Raw genomic sequence first — 16,644 nt, forward strand, 5'->3', positions numbered from 1 at the left:
ACTATGGGATTAATTCAGGAATTTAAAAAGTTTGCCGTAAAAGGCAATATGGTAGACATCGCCATTGGGGTGATTATTGGTGCTGCATTTCAAAAAGTCATTGACGTTTTAGTCAAACAGGTTATGATGCCCCCGTTAACTTTACTCACCGATGGGGTCAATTTTGAAGATAAACAAATTGTTTTAAGAGAAGCCTATACACAGGCCGATGGTACAAACGTAGAAGTCGTGTCTATTGGTTATGGAGAGCTTATAAGTGTATTTATAGACTTTTTCATAATAGCTTTGGTCGTTTTTATCGTTATGAAATTAATGAATGCCCTAAAGGCTAAAAGCGAGGACGAAAACAACCCTACGGTTGAGACTCCTAAAGAGATTCAGCTTATGGCGCGAATGAATGAATTGCTTGAAGAACAAAACCGCATGCTAAAAGAAAAGACCATCCGCAGGGAATAAAAGCCTTCCAATTTCTCCAAAAACTCCCTTTTATACTTTTTTTTACTTGGAAATTTCAATTAGTTGTGTAGTTCATCGGTAAATGACAGATTATTTTTGCTAAAATGCGTTAAAATTCAATATTTTAGTAAGCCTAAACTATACATGTTTTTATGACCACACCCAAACCTTCATTAAGATCATACTGGTTGGCGGGTGTTTTCTTTTTAATACCTGCATTAATTTGCCTTACGCTATACAGCTATTTCAAAAAGCAACTGCCCGAACGCCTTACAAATCAGATTCAATTAAGCGGTAGTCTTGCAGCTCAGGATTTTAAACGTACGGTTGAAAAAAATGTTCAGTCATTGCGGGACATTGCACAGCGTATTGAAGAAACAGAAGGTTTGTACTTTGATTACTGGAAAGATGATGCACAGCGATTACTCATTCAAAACGAATCGCTTGAATTTGTAGAATTCATAAACAATAATGGGATCATTGAAGAGGTCGTCCCTCTAAACGAAAATAAAGCGGTTAAGGGGCTTGATATCAAAAATCTTGACTGGCGGTATGAAGACTGGCGAAATATGGGTAATGCGCACAAGATTAACATTTCTCAGTGGACCAGTCTTACCCAGGGTGGGTTCTCGTTCCTAATCGATGTCCCCGTATTTTATAATGGTGAATTTCAGGGAACCATAACCGGAGGGATGGATTTTAATGATGAGTTTAACAGGCTCAGTTCGTATCTGGGAGATTATTCCATAAAAATTGAGGACGAGCAGGGGACGCGCTTCTACGATTTTAATAATTACGATTTAGCGCAGAAGGACCCGGAGTATATCTTTGAAACCAATCTTGTATTAGATGCAGATCAAAATGAATCCTGGAGTTTCAACCTCACGTTTGCCAATCCGGATGTCGTTGCAGATTCTTCGAGGGTGGCCAACTATGCATTGATATGTGGTATTTTTCTCTCTTTAGCGATTGGATTACTCAAATTTTTACACAGCAAGTCGCGTCGTGCAACCAGGATTGCACTTGAGGCCAACCAAAACTTAATGATACTCAACCGGGAGTTTCAGCAGCAAACCGAAATTGCACAAAACGCCGTTGAAGCAAAGGCTTCGTTTCTTTCAAATATGAGTCACGAAATACGCACCCCGCTCAATGCTATTGTTGGGATTGCAGACCTTATGGAAACCGATCCCGAAAAAGCTGAGGATCCAAGATATAAAGCTCTGTTACGCGAAAATTCAAGGAAATTATTGGGCTTGATAAACGATTTACTGCGTATGGACAAGCTCGAATCGGGTTCTTCGGGCATTTACAGCGTTGAGTTTTCTCCGGTATCGGTGATCGCCAATGTCACCTCCTTCAACCGTAAGGCGATTGAGGAAAAGGGACTGAAATTTATTGTAGATGTACAGACCAAAGCAAAAAACTATGTAAATGGCGATCGCAGTAAATTTGAGCAAATAATAGGCAATATCCTGCTCAACGCCATAAAATTTACGCAAAGCGGAAACATAACACTTACCTATTCGGAACACGAACAGGGAGAGCAGTTATATGTGGCGATAAGCATAAAAGATACCGGAATTGGAATCCCGAAAGACAAAATAGACACCATTTTTGACCGCTTTACACAGCTGGATTCAGGAATTCGTAAAAAGCATTCCGGTGGCGGACTCGGGTTGGCTATTTCAGGGAAACTGGTACAGCTTTTAGGTGGCAATATTGAAGTGATGAGCGAAGAAGGAACGGGTTCAGAGTTTATAATTCATTTGGCTTTTAATGGCCTTCACAAAAAAGAAGAGATTCACCTGAGCAGCAAGCTTTTGGCAGATTTACCCCCTTTAGATGTGCTTATCGTTGATGACAATAAACTGAATATTATAATACTCAGTGAGTTGCTAAAGCGTTTGGGGCTTCATTCCGACAGTGCTAAAAATGGGCTCGAAGCGGTTCAGAAATGCCAGACCAAAACCTACGACCTCATTTTTATGGATGTGCATATGCCCGAAATGGATGGTTTTGAGGCTACGCGCAAAATTAAGGAAGATCATCCTGATGTAGTGGTTTTAGGACTTTCGGCAGATACAACATCACTTTCCATATCAGAAGGTCTAGAAAGCGGAATGGATAACTACCTAACCAAACCCATAGACAAAACCAAGTTGCTTGCGATCCTCAGGGAGAAATTTCAAAAACCACCTTCCCGTACCGCGATTTAACGTAAGGGTAAATCTAAAAGCACCCGGGTTCCCAGAGCCTGCTGTTGATCATTATATAAATCGACGATGTGCAGTTTATAGTTGTTGTCCAAATTTTTGGAAAAAGACTGTAATCTGCTTAACGTAAGATCAATACCAATAGACTTTTTCTGAGTGTTGCGTTTGTCTTTGAGGATTTCCATAGTTTTGGCGCGACCTATACCATTGTCGGTAATACTGATGTTTACATACTTATCATTTTTTCTGGTCACATCAATAGCGAGCTCCTTTTTGCCCTCTTTGGGCTGTAAGCCATGCCACAATGCATTTTCTACAAAAGGCTGTAAGATTAGAGCAGGTATTTTTACCTCTTCCAGATTAATGGAATCATCAATATGAAGCTTTGTTTCTATTTCATTACAAAATCTAATGTTTTCGATATTGATGTACAATTGCATGGTTTCCAGTTCTTCCTGAAGCGTGTTTTCTTTTGCCAGAGAACTCGATAAAATAGAGCGTATAAGCTTTGCAAACTGCCCCAGATAATCAATGGCTTCTTCAACGTTATGATTCTGCAGGTAGATGCGTATAGATAACAAGGCATTAAAGATAAAATGCGGATTCATCTGAGAACGCATCAGCTTTTGTTCGGCCTTGAGTTGCTCTTTTTGATTCTTTAAGCGGTATTGCCTGTACCCAAAAAACAGGAGCAGAAAAATCAGGGAAAAAAGCACCAAAATAAAAATATTGTTCTTTCGGGCCTGATTGAGTTTTACTTCCGCAAGCTTATTCTTTTGCTCCAGAAGGCTTATCATATTGCGCTTTTGCTCACTATCGTATTTTAAATTGAGATCAGAAACGTATTTATGGTTAGCCTCATTTAGATATTCGGCCTGCACGTCCTGAGATAAACGCTGAAACTCAAGAGCCTGCTCATAATTAAGACGAGCCTCGTTAAGCTGGGACAGGTGCATGTAAGCCATACTTAAAAATTGCTTGTAGTTTTTTTCTTTTGACAGCTCCATTCCCTTAAGCAGGAAACGTTCGGCTTCCGGATAATTTTTGAGTTCGCTATGAGCCCAACCCAGATTTATATTTGCCAGAGCGATATAAAACTGATCGCCTATAGTGTTTACATCATCCATAGATGCCTCAATGAGATCCAGGGCTTCCCGGGCTCTGCCTTGTTTGAGATAAACCTGAGCAATGCTGTTGTTGCAAATGACCCGACCCAGATCGCTGTTGATTTTATTGTTGTATGCAAGCGATTTGCGGTAATTCACTAAGGCTTCATCAAATTGTTCACGCTCTTCGTAGGCAATGCCCAAATTGGCAAAATTAATAGCGAGTCCCAGATCACTTCCCAGCTCTTCTTCCCGTATAATGGCTCTTTTAAAATAGGACTCAGCCATATCGTAGTCGCGCAGCAGCAGGTAAATATTGCCTATACTGTTAAGGGAAATGGCGATACCCTTGAGCAGTGTTTTAGAAGGGTTTTCTTCACGTTCTGCAAGCTCGAGTGCCGCATTATGCTTATCCAGGGCAGAACGCACGGCATCGATGCGCCGGTAAACCACCCCCGTCATATTAAGAGCAGAAACTTCAAGCTCAACATCATCAAGTTCACGGGCGATTTCCAGAGCCTTATCATGATGATTTAAGGCAAGATTGTATTTGGAAATATCACGGTACAGAACACCCAGGCTATTTTCGGCGAAAGCTTCACCGTACGCATAATTTATTTGTCTGCTGTTCTGAATAAATTGTTTGAGCGCAACAGAGTCTCTAGCAAAAGTGCGCAGGTAGTTCTGGACGGAATCATAGTGGGTAAACCGCTTTTCTAAAAGGTAATTAGCGGGATCTTTTGTGCCGGAAGGCTGTTGAGCCTTAATTTCTAAAGCGAAAAGGGCTATTGAACTGAAAAGTACGGTAAAGAGAATAGAGCAGATTGATGTATTCCGGAACATAAAAATCTGATTGAAGTTCTAAATATACTGATATTGAATCACCTACACGAAGATGGTTGATTTAAATCAAAATTCACTTCAATTGGAAACTTTTTTTACCGAACCCTTCTGTTTTTTGCTTTCGCCCACAATCCCGTATTCAAATGTATAAGAATCTTCAGAAGTAGTGATAATCTTAAAATGCAGCGCTTTACGCTCCATCATACTGTTGGGGTTGAGTTTATTTGCGATGTACTCGCAATCATTAATCCAGCGAATACTTGAACTATCAGCCTTTCCTTCAAAAAAATCAACTTCTAAAGTGTCGTTGCGAACAAACGTGGTTTTTACAAGCTCACCATTTAAATACGTCTCAAATTCGAAAGTACCATTTTGAAAAGAAGTGCAATCCCTCGTGGTATCGTAACAGGAGGAGAAAAGAAAGCAAATGAATAAATAAAACAGGCTACGACTCATAATACGTAAAATTACAACTATTCATTCAAAGCATTTATTTTAGGGTAAAAAGCTTTTGAACGTCCCGTCTTTATAAAAGATAACAATACGTTCAATTTCAAGGTCGGCAGAAGAGGCTTCGGGAATTGTTTTCTCCAAAACAGGTTTGGGCGGGATACTCTCTGTATTTGCAGCCTGATCAAAATCGATCTCATAATTTGTTTTTGCAGGGGGAGCTTTCATCTGCACAGCAGCCTTTTTTGGGAAACTGCCCTTACCGTTGAGCAACCAGTACAGTTCTACTTCGGGGAATGCTTCCACAATTTTCATCACAAATTCCAGGCTGGGTTTGTTTCTTCCGGATACGATATGGGAAATGGAAGAGCGGCCTACATCAATAGCATCTGCAAATGAAGTAGCGTTTAAATCGTATTCATCCATTATTTTCTGAAGTCGCTCTGCGAATTTCTCACTGTTTACCATTGTAACATCTGTCAATTCCCTTTGAAGTTACAAATGTAACAAATAAAAAGGAGAATCGGTTTTTACAAATGTAAACAAGTCGATTTAGTATTAAACTTAGGATTGATATAAATATATCTAAATACCTGTAAAATAAACAATTAATTACCGAAAGGAAGGAGTGAGGAATCTTTCCAAAGCGTGAGTTTACAATAGAAAATAAGTGTTTACATCAATAAACAACTTGATTCCAAAAACCTGTTTACATTTGTAAATATTGCATTGTTTACATTTGTAATTCAATAGCTACTATGGATTATTCACATTTGAAAACCTGGCATACCAACGCCAGGGAAAAAACACTTCACGGGAGATATATAACCCAGTCACATATACTTCCCTTAATTCAAAATCTCTCCGGCGATTTCCAGGTTGACCTTTTAGGGGATTCTGTTCAGGGTCGCCCTGTGCATGCTGTGACCTGGGGAAAAGGTGCTTTTAAAATTTTGGGCTGGTCTCAAATGCATGGTAATGAGAGTACCACTACAAAGGCTGTATTTGATCTTTTTAAGTGGTTAAGCGATAATAGCGAAGTGAAGGAGCATGCTAACCTGAGTTCTAAAATCACATTAAAGCTTGTTCCCATGCTTAATCCGGACGGGGCAGAGGCTTATACGCGCGTAAATGCCAATAAGGTTGACCTCAATCGCGATGCTCAGGACCGTACTCAGCCCGAAAGCCGTATCCTACATCAGTTATATACCGGCTTTAAACCGGATCTATGCCTCAATTTACACGGGCAGCGTACAATTTTTGGGGTGGGTAATCCTGCCAGAAGTGCCACGGTATCGTTTCTATCACCGTCTCAGGATGAGCTGCGCACCGTAAACCAATCCCGTAAAAAAGGTATGGCGATTATAGCACGACTTGCTGAAATTCTCAATACGTTTATACCGGGTCAAATAGGACGTTATGACGACGGATTTAATATTAATTGTGTCGGAGATACGCTTCAACAGCTTAACATTCCTACGCTATTATTTGAAGCCGGGCATTTTCATGAAGATTATGACCGGGAAGAAACCAGAGCCTTTATGTTTTTATCACTTTTAGGCGTTTTGGAATCGGCAATATTGAAGAATTGGGAAGAAAACGATGCTTATAAACCGTATTTTTCGATTCCAGAGAATGAAAAATGCTTTTACGATATCATTTTAAGAGGTCTTAAGCTGCCTGAAAAAGGGATTGAAGATCTGGCGATTCAATATGAAGAGCAGTTGCACAATTCTGCAATACATTTTGTGCCTAAAATTGCTCAAATAGCTGATTTAGAAAAATATACAGGTCATAAGGAGTTCGATTTTCAAGGTGCTGAACCTGTTTTTTCTTCCGATTTTGTACTTCAGGAAGGGGCAATTCTTGAAGAATTAGAAGTAAATGGCAAATTACCTACAACGTTTTCGCTAAAATCCTAAGATTTATTGTGAATTATTCAGTGATTTTGTGTTATTTTTGATTTATATATAATTAAATTAACTAATAATGGCAAAATTCAAATTAGACGAGGTTGATCATCAGATCTTGGATATGTTGATCGAAAACACACGCACACCATTTACCGATATCGCAAAAAAATTGCTTATTTCTGCAGGTACCGTTCACGTACGTGTTAAGAAGATGGAAGAAGCCGGCATTATCGTTGGGTCCTCGTTGACACTTGACTATGCTAAACTAGGCTACTCTTTTATAGCTTACGTAGGTATCTATATCAATAAAACAAGTCAAACTACATTTGTTTTGGAGCGTATCAACCAAATTCCTTATGTTACTGTAGCTCACGTTACGACCGGAAAATTCAATATTTTCTGTAAAGTGCGTGCTAAGAATACCGAGCATGCTAAAAACATCATCTTTATGCTTGATGATATCGAAGGAGTATATCGTACCGAAACCATGATTTCTCTTGACGAGAGCATAAACGATAAAAAACGTTTAATGCACAGTATTTTTCAAGATCTATAATGAAGACCAAAGAACTATTGTAAAATAATATGAACCCTTTGGCAATTTTGTTAAAGGGTTTTTTATTCTAAATACCAACTAACTTATGTCAAGACAACCGAAACTTGAACGTTTTAATAATCTTGTAAAGTCAAAATACCAGGTTTATAATAGCCTGTTTATGACTTTACCTTTTAATGGAATAACCGATACCGGTGTGCTTTTACCGCTTTTTGACCGTATTTGCATACGTGGTTATGACAAAAAATACAATCCCGAAAAAATTGTAAACTACTTTTTTGAAAAGTATCAGCGCGACGTTACCGAGTCTGAGCGCTATGATTTGCTGTTTCGTTTTATTCAATACATCGAGCGCCAGGTGGTTTTATTTGATGCTATTGAAGATTCTGCATATCGTATCGTAAATAATATGGACGGTAGGGGTACGCTGCGTAACATCAAGGAAGAAGCTGAGGCGCAATCTAAAACGGAAGAACTCAAGGCTTATCTGGAAAATTTTAAAATTCGTCCCGTACTTACTGCGCATCCTACCCAATTTTATCCGGGTGCTGTTTTGGGGATCATCAATGACCTGAGCAAGGCGATAAATGACAATGATCTCGAAATGATCAAAAAACTCCTTTCTCAGCTGGGTAAAACTCCTTTTTATAAAAAGGAAAAACCCACACCGTACGATGAGGCTGTGAGTTTAATCTGGTATCTGGAAAATGTGTTCTACAAGTCGGCCAGCTTTATTTATAACTATTTACAACAAAATATCTACAAAGGTGAAACCCTCGATAATCATGTGATTGATTTAGGCTTTTGGCCGGGGGGAGACCGTGATGGAAATCCATTTGTAACAACAGAGATCACTCTAAAAGTGGCTTCTCGTTTGCGTAACACCATCATCAAAAATTATTACCGCGATATTCGCAATCTGCGTCGTCGTATCACTTTTGTAGGTACCGAAGCGCCGCTCTCAGATCTCGAACGTCGTCTTTACGACAGTATTTTCCTGGAGGGCGATCAGCTTAAGATTTCGCTTGAAGAGCTTGAGTCTACCCTTAGACGCATCCGCAATTTAGTGGTAGAACGACACGAAGGCTTGTTTGTGGAGGATATAGATGATTTGCTGAACAAAATACGCATGTTTGGTTATCATTTCGCAGTGCTTGACATCCGCCAGGACAGTCGGGTTCACATGCACGTGATGGAGGAAATCGTTAAGCAAAGCCAAAAAGATAATTTGGGCATCTTCCCGGATAATTATTTAGAGTTGGATGAAGCCGAACAAATTGAAATTCTTGCAAAAGTACGCGGCACTGTAGATCCTGCGACTTTAGAAGACGATATTGCCCGTAAAACTCTTGAAAGCATCTATGCGATGCGCGATATTCAGAAATACAATGGCGAGCGTGGCTGTAACCGCTACATCATCAGTAATAATCAGACCGGTCTTAACGTGATGCAGGCTTTCTCCATGTTCCATCTTGCCGGTTGGGATAATCCTACAGTTGATATTGTGCCGCTATTTGAAACCGTACCCGATTTAAAAATTGCAGGCGAGGTGATGCGTAAGTTGTATTCCAATCCGGTTTATGCAGCGCATCTTAAAGAGCGTGGAATGAAACAAACCATTATGCTCGGCTTTAGTGATGGTACTAAAGATGGAGGTTATTTAATGGCTAACTGGAGTATTTTCAAGGCTAAAGAAGAGCTAACTAAAGTATCTCGCGAATTTGGTATCAAAGTTATTTTCTTTGACGGTCGTGGAGGACCTCCGGCTCGTGGTGGTGGTAAAACGCATCAATTCTATGCTTCTTTGGGTGAAACCATTGAAGACGAGGAAATTCAGCTTACAGTTCAGGGGCAAACCATCAGTTCTAACTTTGGAACAACAGATTCCTGCCAGTACAACCTGGAGCAGTTGTTGAGTTCGGGTATTGTAAATGGGGTTTTCCATCCAAAGAAAAAGGCATTTCCTGATGCCGATCGCAAGACGATGGAGGATCTGGCTGAAATAAGTTATAAAACCTATTCAGACTTTAAGGCTCATCCTAACTTTTTAGGTTATCTGGAGCGTATGAGTACGCTGAAATTTTATGCGAAAACCAATATTGGTAGCCGCCCCAGCAAGCGTGGAGGTAGCGATAAGCTCAATTTCTCTGATCTGCGTGCGATTCCTTTTGTAGGATCATGGTCGCAACTTAAGCAAAATGTTCCCGGATTTTATGGTGTAGGTACCGCTATTGAAGCCTTTGAACAAAAAGGTGAATTCGACAAGGTTAAATCGTTGTATGACAACAGTTTGTTTTTTAGAACGCTGCTTGAAAACAGTATGATGAGCCTCACTAAATCGTTCTTTGGACTTACAGCGTATATGCAGGACGATCCGGAGTTTGGAGCCTTCTGGGATTTGATTCACGAAGAATTTGAGCGCACCAAACGTGTTTTATTAAAACTTACCGGTTATGACGAACTGATGCAGGAAGAACCGGCAGGTAAAGCTTCCATTCAGGAGCGTGAACGTATTGTGTTACCGCTTTTAACGATTCAGCAGTTTGCTTTGAAGAAAATTCAGGAAATGCAGCGTGAAGAGAATCCTGACCAGAAAAAGCTGGAGATGTTTGAAAAAATGGTGACTCGCTCGCTGTTTGGTAATATCAACGCCAGTAGAAATTCTGCTTAATATGACGCGCGAAGACCTGGATCATAACGAGTATAATGCCTATCACCGGAATTATATTGAGCTGCTTCAGCCTGATTTAAATCTTACCGGTGCTTTAGAAACGGGACTGGTTAAAAGCCTGTCTTTTTACAGTGCGATTCCTAAACAAAAATGGAATTATGCGTATGCTTCGGGTAAATGGACGATTTTAGAGATTCTACAGCATGTGATGGATACCGAACGTATTTTCGGTTACCGGGCATTATGCATCGGTCGTCGAGATCAGACTCCCTTACCGGGATTTGAGCAGGACGATTACGTATTGCCTTCCAATGCAAACGCAAGGGACTTGACCGATATGCTCGAAGAGTATGAGTCTATTCGAAAAGCAACGTTGAGTCTCTTCAAAAGTTTGAGCGACGAGGCATTGCTTACTAAAGGTATGGCAAGCGGTAGCGGTCTTTCTGCACGTGCAGCGGGATTCATTATTTGCGGTCACGACCAGCATCACGCTAATGTTATTCAGGAGCGCTATTTATAGCCTAAACATCAATATTTTAAAGTAAAGGCCGCAATTTAAATGCGGCCTTTTTTATTGCATTTCCTGGAGGCGCTGATTTTTCGTTCTGCATAACCATATAAAATTGGTATTTTAGAACTTTAAAATCCCAAATATGCACGATCATTCGTTTTTAATTCCACCGGCTTTCCCTGAAGTTTTTACAAACGGAATAGCTCATCCGCTTTTATATTTATGGGACTCCTGGTCCTATTTTGAAGATGGAACTTACCATCTGTACTGCCTGGCTTTATCGCGGGCAAAAGCCGATGGGATGCCTCTCGAAAGCAGTGATCGTAACGTGTATCCCTTTCACATACGTCATTTTACGTCAACAGATGAAGGTGTGAGCTGGAAGGATGAAGGCTGCTTTTTAAGTCCGGAAGACTGGCGGAACGTATCTGAATCCTATACCGTTTGGAGCGGCGGGATTGAATTATTGCCTGACGGAAACAAATTGGCGGCATTTACTGCTCTCGACAAAACCGATGCTAAGCATCCGTTTATTCAGAATATTGGATTGGTTGTTTCTGCTGATGGGTTTCAACAGGATTCTGAGATTAAAACTAAAATTTCTTCGCCGGTAAAAGATCGCGAGGAAATCCTTGACAAAGGATATTATCTAGGTCCGGAAGCAGAGCTGGGAAATGATGAAGGCGAGGAGGGAGGCCCTATTTTGGCATGGAGAGATCCTTTTGTATTTGTACACGAAGATGAAACGGTCAGTTTGTTGTGGGCAGCAAAAATAAGTCCCCTGCGTGGTGCGGTTGCACGAGCGAAGCTTAAAAAAGCCGGTAATTCTTATGAACTGGATGAGTTGATGCCCGCTGTGGCTATGCCGGACAAAGAGTCTTTTACCCAACTCGAATGTCCTAAAGTGGTTTTTGATAAAAACTCAAATACCTATTACCTGCTTATTTCGGTTTGCAATCGCGTCGATGAAAGTCAGCCGGAGTCTGAGGTGGGCAAAGGAATCAATGTCTATAAATCAAAATCTATTGACGGACCCTGGGAATCCTGCGGACCCAAAATTCTGGGAGACCGTAATCTTTTTGGTCCCACAGTCTTAAAAACCGATTTTGAAAATGACAGGCTTCTGTGTATTGCGCCCTACACCGAAGTTGCCGGACCTGTTAAAGCTTTGACTTTTGCTCCTGTATTTTATATTTACCTGAATCCGTTGTGGGTAGTTTATGATGTTGAGTAAGTAATTATTTTTTTAAAGCAGCATCAAAATCCTGCATCCATTTACCCTGTACCTTAAGTACCTGCTCAATAACATCGCGTACGCAGCCTTTCCCGCCTTTTTTGTGTGAAACGTATTTGGCAACTTCCTTGATTTCCTTAACCGCATCCTGAGGGCAACAGGGGAGACCTACCAATTGCATAACCGGATAATCGGGGATGTCGTCGCCCATGTAGAGTACATTTTCGGCCTTTATGTTATTTTTAGCCAGATACTCGTTGAGAAATTCAATTTTAGCGTGTGCGCCCAGATGGATATCGCTTACACCAAGCGCTTCCAGGCGACTGCGCACTCCTTCATTGGTTCCGCCGCTTATGATGCACATATTAAAACCTTTGTTGATCGCTGTTTTGAGAGCGTAACCATCTTTTACATTCATGGTGCGCAGCATTTCGCCCTGCGAATCAATAAGGAGGGAGCCGTCTGTCATCACGCCATCCACATCAAAAATAAAGGTGGTAATCTGATTGAGGTATTCTTTATAACTTTTATCGCTCATAATGTTTTAATAAGGCCTCGGTAAGGCTGGTGTATAGTTTTTTTTGTTCGGGATCGTGCAGGGCATTCAATTGCTTTTCAATAGTACTGGTGTCTCTGCGTTTAGCCGGACCGGTTTGGGCTGCTTCGGGGCCAATGCTAAATGCCTTTCGAATGGTTTCTTCCATCAACGGTTTTAATAATTCAAAGGAAACCTTGCGCTCTTCACAAATCTGCTGAGCTTCGGTTAAAATATGATTTCCAAAATTATTAGCGAATACGGCTGCCAGATGTAAAGCAGCTCTTTGGTCTGAATTTACAGAATAGGATGTGGCACCTAATGCTGAAGTCAGATCTTCAAGGGTTTGGAAATCGGCTTCAAGCTTTGCTTCAATGCAGAAAGGTATTTCTCTGTAATTCAATTCACTATATTTAGAAAAGGTTTGCAAGGGATAGAATACGCCGTGATGTTTATGTGGTTCCAAAACCTGCATAGAGCTGCTTCCCGAAGTGTGTACAATGAGGCCTGTATAACCCGATAACTGGCGCGATACTTCGGCAATCGCTGCATCACTTACTGCGATGACTACTATATCTACCTGTGGCAGGTGTTTAAGGTCTGTAATACGATGAGGGATAGTCGAAAAGACTTCGAGCTTTTCGGGGCTTCTGCCTGCAACAGCTTCTAAATGAATATTTTCAGAATTTTGGAAGGCTTTTGCCACATGAAAAGCCACATTTCCGGTACCTATGATTGCCAGTTTTATCACGATTCAAAAGTAAACAAAAACATCATATTCTCTGGGCAATAGAAGTCGTTAAAGCTTTATTAATGGGCTTTTGTTTCGTAACTTCGCGCCATAAAAAAATTGCAATACGTATCATGCAAAAACGCATCGCAGATTTCCTGTTTTCTACCCGATTAATGGCCGTTTTATTTATTGTTTATGCTGTAGCCATGGCTACAGGTACCATACTCGATGCCGGCCAGGAAACTTCCCCAACACCTTACACCCGAGAACTGGTTTACGAAGCCTGGTGGTTTGAACTCATTCATCTCCTCTTTATAGTAAACTTTGTGGGTAATATCTGGCGCTTTAAACTTTGGCGCAAAGAAAAATGGTCTACACTGGTTTTTCATCTTTCTTTTATTCTGATCATTTTTGGTGCCGCGTGGACGCGTTATATGGGTTTTGAAGGGGTAATGCCCATTCGCGAAGGCGAGACTCAAAATACCTTTTTAAGTGAAAAAACCTATCTGCAGGTGTTTATTGACGGGGAACGCAATGGTGAACCGATGCGCCGCAAGCTTGAACCCAAACGTTTAAATCTTTCTACACGTCTCGATAACAGCTTTGACTGGGAAACTGATTTTGACGGAAAACCCGTGACTATATCGTTCGCTAAGTTTATTGACGGGGCAGAAGAGGGGCTTATTGAAGATCCTGACGGAATTGCCCAATTGAAAATCGTAGAAGCCGGTGATGGTACGCGCCATGAGCACTATATCGAGGAGGGTCAGGTTGCCAGTATTCACAATGTACTTTTTGCCCTAAATAACCCTACAGAAGGAGCCATTAACATTGGTTACGATGGTGAAAACTATACCATTAAAACGCCATTTGCCGGTTCTACACGGGTAATGGCTACTCAGGAAGATTTTGAAGTGGTCAAAGACAGCGTGCAGGAATTAAAACTGCGTGCTTTATATCAGGTTGCCGGGATGCAGTTTGTATTTCCTGAACCGGTGCTAAAGGGTAAAAATGGGATTGTTGAGGCATTTCCAAAACAGAAAGGACAGCAGGATGCTTTGTTTGTAAACATTAAAACGCCAGACGGGGAAGAGACCGTAGGCCTGTTAGGCGGTAAAGGCTATAATAATCAAATGGTTGATGCCGAAATAGGCGATCTTAAGTTTCACCTGGCTTATGGTAGTCAGGCGGTAGAGCTGCCCTTTGCGATCAAACTGAATGATTTTATTGCCGAGCGCTATCCGGGTACCACCAATGCGTATTCTTCTTATGAAAGCGAAATTACCGTAATCGACACTCCCGAAGAGCAGTTTGATTACGAGATTTATATGAACCATGTGTTAGATCACAAAGGCTATAGGTTCTTCCAGGCCAGTTTTGATCCCGACGAGCTCGGTACCATACTCTCTGTAAATCACGATGCAGTGGGCACCTGGATTACGTACATCGGGTATTTTCTGCTGTATCTGGGTCTGATGATTATTTTGTTTGATAAAGGAAGCCGTTTTGGTGACTTGAAAGTGCGTTTAGATAAGGTTAAAGCTAAAAAAGCTAAACTTAGCGTGCTCGCGGTTCTTTTTGCTTTGGGCGGAACGCTTAATGCGCAGGAACAAAAAGTAATCGTTGAAAATGGAAATACCAAGGTTGTTGATGAGCAGCCAAAGGATTTTATACCGGGTACCGCGACTCTGGCAGAGGAAGAAGAAGCGCATCAATTGCCTACAAAGGCAGAGATTGACTCGGTTTTGATGGCCAATAAAGTACCGGCGGAAGAAGCGGCCAAATTTGGTAAACTGGTTATTCAGGATGATGGCGGGCGTATGATGCCGGTAAACACCTTTTCCAGTCTCCTGCTGCGTAAACTAAGCCGAAGCGACAAGTACGAAGGGCTTACCGCAGATCAGGTTTTCCTCTCTATGGTTGAGACTCCGTTTTTTTGGTACAACGTAGATTTTATTTACCTGAAACCTGCTAATGATAGTATTCGTGGGATCATTGGGGTGCCAAAAGATCAAAAGTATGTAAGTGCCTTAGATTTTATTGATGAAATGGGGCGCAACAAATTAGATCCCTATATCACCAGCGCGTATCAGGCCGAAGTCAAAAACAGTTTCGATAAAGATTTTATTGACATCGCAGAACGTTTAGGCTTATTAAATCGTGCAGTAAGTGGTGAAATCCTGAAAATTTTCCCATTAATCGGCGATGAAAACAACAAATGGGTTTCCTATCCCGAACTCAACGAAGCCGGGTTTAAGGGTATGGATTCGCTGTATACCAAACAAATTCTTCCGCTGTATTTTTCCGCTTTGCGGGAAGGAAACCAAACCGGAGACTTTTCTAAAGCAGATACCTTTATCAAGAGTATTAAGAGCTTTCAGCAGAAATACGGGAGCGAGGTCATGCCTTCTGAAGATAAAATTGATGCCGAAGTATTCTACAACGAACACGATATTTTTACCAAGCTGTATTGGATGTACCTGTTGGCCAGTGTGTTTATGTTTGTTTTCGTTATCGTACGCATATTTAAAGACAATCGCTTTATTAAAAGTATGGTGGGTGTGGGCGCCGTGGCGATTCTTATTTTATTTGGTCTGCACACACTGGGTCTCATCTGGCGCTGGTATATCTCGGGTCATGCGCCCTGGAGTAACGCTTATGAATCGGTTTTGTATGTGGGTTGGGCAACCATGTTTTTTGGTTTGGCCTTCGGCCGAAAAAGTTCGCTTACCATCGCGAGTACGGCTTTTGTAGCCGGTTTTATTTTATGGGGAGCGAGTATGAACTGGCTAAATCCTGCAATTTCAAACCTGCAACCGGTTCTTGACAGTTACTGGCTGATGATACACGTGGCAGTGATTGTTGGAAGTTACGGACCCCTAACACTCGGAATGATTCTGGGGCTGGTGTCTTTACTTTTGATTTTGCTTACCAATACTAAAAACAAAACCCGGATGGATCTCAATATCAGGGAGCTTACCATCATCAATGAGATGTCTCTCACGGTAGGTCTTGTGATGCTGACCATCGGGAATTTCCTGGGTGGACAGTGGGCCAATGAGAGTTGGGGACGTTACTGGGGCTGGGATCCTAAAGAAACCTGGGCGCTCATCAGTATTATGATCTACGCTTTTGTCATTCACATGCGACTGGTACCCGGCTTACGTGGAAAATGGTTGTTTAACCTGATGTCTGTTTTAGCCTACGGCAGTATTTTAATGACCTATTTTGGGGTAAACTTCTGGTTGGCAGGTCTGCACAGTTATGCCAGTGGGGACAATATTTTAAACCTGAACCGGGCGCTGATGATTTTTGGAGGAGTGATTCTGTTTGCCTTAATCGCCTATCCTAAATACAAGAAATTTTATAAGAAGTAGGTAGTTTATTGGTTATTACTATTGTTATTATTATTTGATTACC

Annotated in this window: 13 protein-coding genes; 8 read left to right on the forward strand and 5 right to left on the reverse strand. The window is 41.2% G+C overall.

Features of this window, described 5'->3' with window-relative positions; genetic code table 11:
- The first annotated feature begins 3 nt into the window (after positions 1-3).
- Both mscL and LLW17_RS08045 read left to right on the forward strand, forming a co-directional pair.
- On the forward strand, positions 4-456 hold the full coding sequence (gene mscL / locus LLW17_RS08040) for a large conductance mechanosensitive channel protein MscL (protein WP_228229742.1): 453 nt from the start codon (positions 4-6) through the stop codon (positions 454-456).
- A 152-nt stretch (positions 457-608) separates the two neighbouring features.
- Positions 609-2,675, forward strand: a complete 2,067-nt coding sequence (locus LLW17_RS08045; RefSeq protein WP_228229743.1) for a response regulator — start codon at positions 609-611, stop codon at positions 2,673-2,675.
- Here the strand turns inward: LLW17_RS08045 and LLW17_RS08050 are convergent.
- The 3 genes from LLW17_RS08050 to LLW17_RS08060 form a co-directional block, all read right to left on the reverse strand.
- On the reverse strand, positions 2,672-4,621 hold the full coding sequence (locus LLW17_RS08050; protein ID WP_228229744.1) for a tetratricopeptide repeat protein: 1,950 nt from the start codon (positions 4,619-4,621) through the stop codon (positions 2,672-2,674). The genes LLW17_RS08045 and LLW17_RS08050 overlap by 4 nt on opposite strands.
- Before the next feature lie 78 nt (positions 4,622-4,699).
- Positions 4,700-5,077 carry a DNA topoisomerase IV gene (locus LLW17_RS08055; RefSeq protein WP_228229745.1) on the reverse strand — a complete coding sequence of 126 codons (378 nt, stop codon included), beginning with the start codon at positions 5,075-5,077 and terminating at the stop codon, positions 4,700-4,702.
- A 39-nt stretch (positions 5,078-5,116) separates the two neighbouring features.
- Complete coding sequence (locus LLW17_RS08060; protein ID WP_228229790.1) at positions 5,117-5,539, reverse strand: helix-turn-helix domain-containing protein; 423 nt, start codon at positions 5,537-5,539, stop codon at positions 5,117-5,119.
- Between the two features lie 290 nt (positions 5,540-5,829).
- Between LLW17_RS08060 and LLW17_RS08065 the strand changes: the two genes are divergently transcribed.
- From LLW17_RS08065 to LLW17_RS08085, 5 genes are all read left to right on the forward strand, one after another.
- On the forward strand, positions 5,830-6,993 hold the full coding sequence (locus LLW17_RS08065) for a M14 family zinc carboxypeptidase (protein ID WP_228229746.1): 1,164 nt from the start codon (positions 5,830-5,832) through the stop codon (positions 6,991-6,993).
- Positions 6,994-7,060: 67 nt separating this feature from the next.
- Positions 7,061-7,540, forward strand: a complete 480-nt coding sequence (locus tag LLW17_RS08070; protein WP_009780242.1) for an Lrp/AsnC family transcriptional regulator — start codon at positions 7,061-7,063, stop codon at positions 7,538-7,540.
- A gap of 85 nt (positions 7,541-7,625) precedes the next feature.
- Positions 7,626-10,211 carry a phosphoenolpyruvate carboxylase gene (locus LLW17_RS08075; protein ID WP_228229747.1) on the forward strand — a complete coding sequence of 862 codons (2,586 nt, stop codon included), beginning with the start codon at positions 7,626-7,628 and terminating at the stop codon, positions 10,209-10,211.
- A 1-nt stretch (position 10,212) separates the two neighbouring features.
- Positions 10,213-10,731: a DinB family protein gene (locus LLW17_RS08080; RefSeq protein WP_228229748.1), complete on the forward strand. Its 519-nt coding sequence runs from the start codon at positions 10,213-10,215 to the stop codon at positions 10,729-10,731.
- Between the two features lie 133 nt (positions 10,732-10,864).
- Complete coding sequence (locus LLW17_RS08085; RefSeq protein ID WP_228229749.1) at positions 10,865-11,956, forward strand: glycoside hydrolase family protein; 1,092 nt, start codon at positions 10,865-10,867, stop codon at positions 11,954-11,956.
- 4 nt (positions 11,957-11,960) lie between these two features.
- Here LLW17_RS08085 and LLW17_RS08090 read toward each other — a convergent pair whose 3' ends face one another.
- A complete protein-coding gene (locus LLW17_RS08090) occupies positions 11,961-12,494 on the reverse strand; it encodes a KdsC family phosphatase (protein WP_228229750.1) in 534 nt (177 codons plus the stop codon).
- Positions 12,484-13,242: a Rossmann-like and DUF2520 domain-containing protein gene (locus LLW17_RS08095; RefSeq protein ID WP_228229751.1), complete on the reverse strand. Its 759-nt coding sequence runs from the start codon at positions 13,240-13,242 to the stop codon at positions 12,484-12,486. Before LLW17_RS08095 ends, LLW17_RS08090 begins: the two co-directional genes overlap by 11 nt.
- A gap of 113 nt (positions 13,243-13,355) precedes the next feature.
- Here LLW17_RS08095 and ccsA point away from each other — a divergent pair, with 113 nt between their 5' ends.
- Positions 13,356-16,601, forward strand: a complete 3,246-nt coding sequence (gene ccsA / locus LLW17_RS08100; protein ID WP_228229752.1) for a cytochrome c biogenesis protein CcsA — start codon at positions 13,356-13,358, stop codon at positions 16,599-16,601.
- The last annotated feature ends 43 nt before the right edge of the window (positions 16,602-16,644 follow it).

This window comes from Leeuwenhoekiella parthenopeia (genome assembly GCF_020782115.1).
In the GTDB taxonomy this organism is placed as follows: domain Bacteria; phylum Bacteroidota; class Bacteroidia; order Flavobacteriales; family Flavobacteriaceae; genus Leeuwenhoekiella; species Leeuwenhoekiella parthenopeia.

Excerpts from the sequence above, each read along its gene's own strand:
- mscL (WP_228229742.1), top strand. The coding sequence starts at position 4 with ATGGGATTAATTCAGGAATTTAAAAAGTTTGCCGTAAAAGGCAATATG.
- LLW17_RS08045 (WP_228229743.1), top strand. The coding sequence starts at position 609 with ATGACCACACCCAAACCTTCATTAAGATCATACTGGTTGGCGGGTGTT.
- LLW17_RS08050 (WP_228229744.1), bottom strand. The coding sequence starts at position 4,621 with ATGTTCCGGAATACATCAATCTGCTCTATTCTCTTTACCGTACTTTTC.
- LLW17_RS08055 (WP_228229745.1), bottom strand. The coding sequence starts at position 5,077 with ATGAGTCGTAGCCTGTTTTATTTATTCATTTGCTTTCTTTTCTCCTCC.
- LLW17_RS08060 (WP_228229790.1), bottom strand. The coding sequence starts at position 5,539 with ATGGTAAACAGTGAGAAATTCGCAGAGCGACTTCAGAAAATAATGGAT.
- LLW17_RS08065 (WP_228229746.1), top strand. The coding sequence starts at position 5,830 with ATGGATTATTCACATTTGAAAACCTGGCATACCAACGCCAGGGAAAAA.
- LLW17_RS08070 (WP_009780242.1), top strand. The coding sequence starts at position 7,061 with ATGGCAAAATTCAAATTAGACGAGGTTGATCATCAGATCTTGGATATG.
- LLW17_RS08075 (WP_228229747.1), top strand. The coding sequence starts at position 7,626 with ATGTCAAGACAACCGAAACTTGAACGTTTTAATAATCTTGTAAAGTCA.
- LLW17_RS08080 (WP_228229748.1), top strand. The coding sequence starts at position 10,213 with ATGACGCGCGAAGACCTGGATCATAACGAGTATAATGCCTATCACCGG.
- LLW17_RS08085 (WP_228229749.1), top strand. The coding sequence starts at position 10,865 with ATGCACGATCATTCGTTTTTAATTCCACCGGCTTTCCCTGAAGTTTTT.
- LLW17_RS08090 (WP_228229750.1), bottom strand. The coding sequence starts at position 12,494 with ATGAGCGATAAAAGTTATAAAGAATACCTCAATCAGATTACCACCTTT.
- ccsA (WP_228229752.1), top strand. The coding sequence starts at position 13,356 with ATGCAAAAACGCATCGCAGATTTCCTGTTTTCTACCCGATTAATGGCC.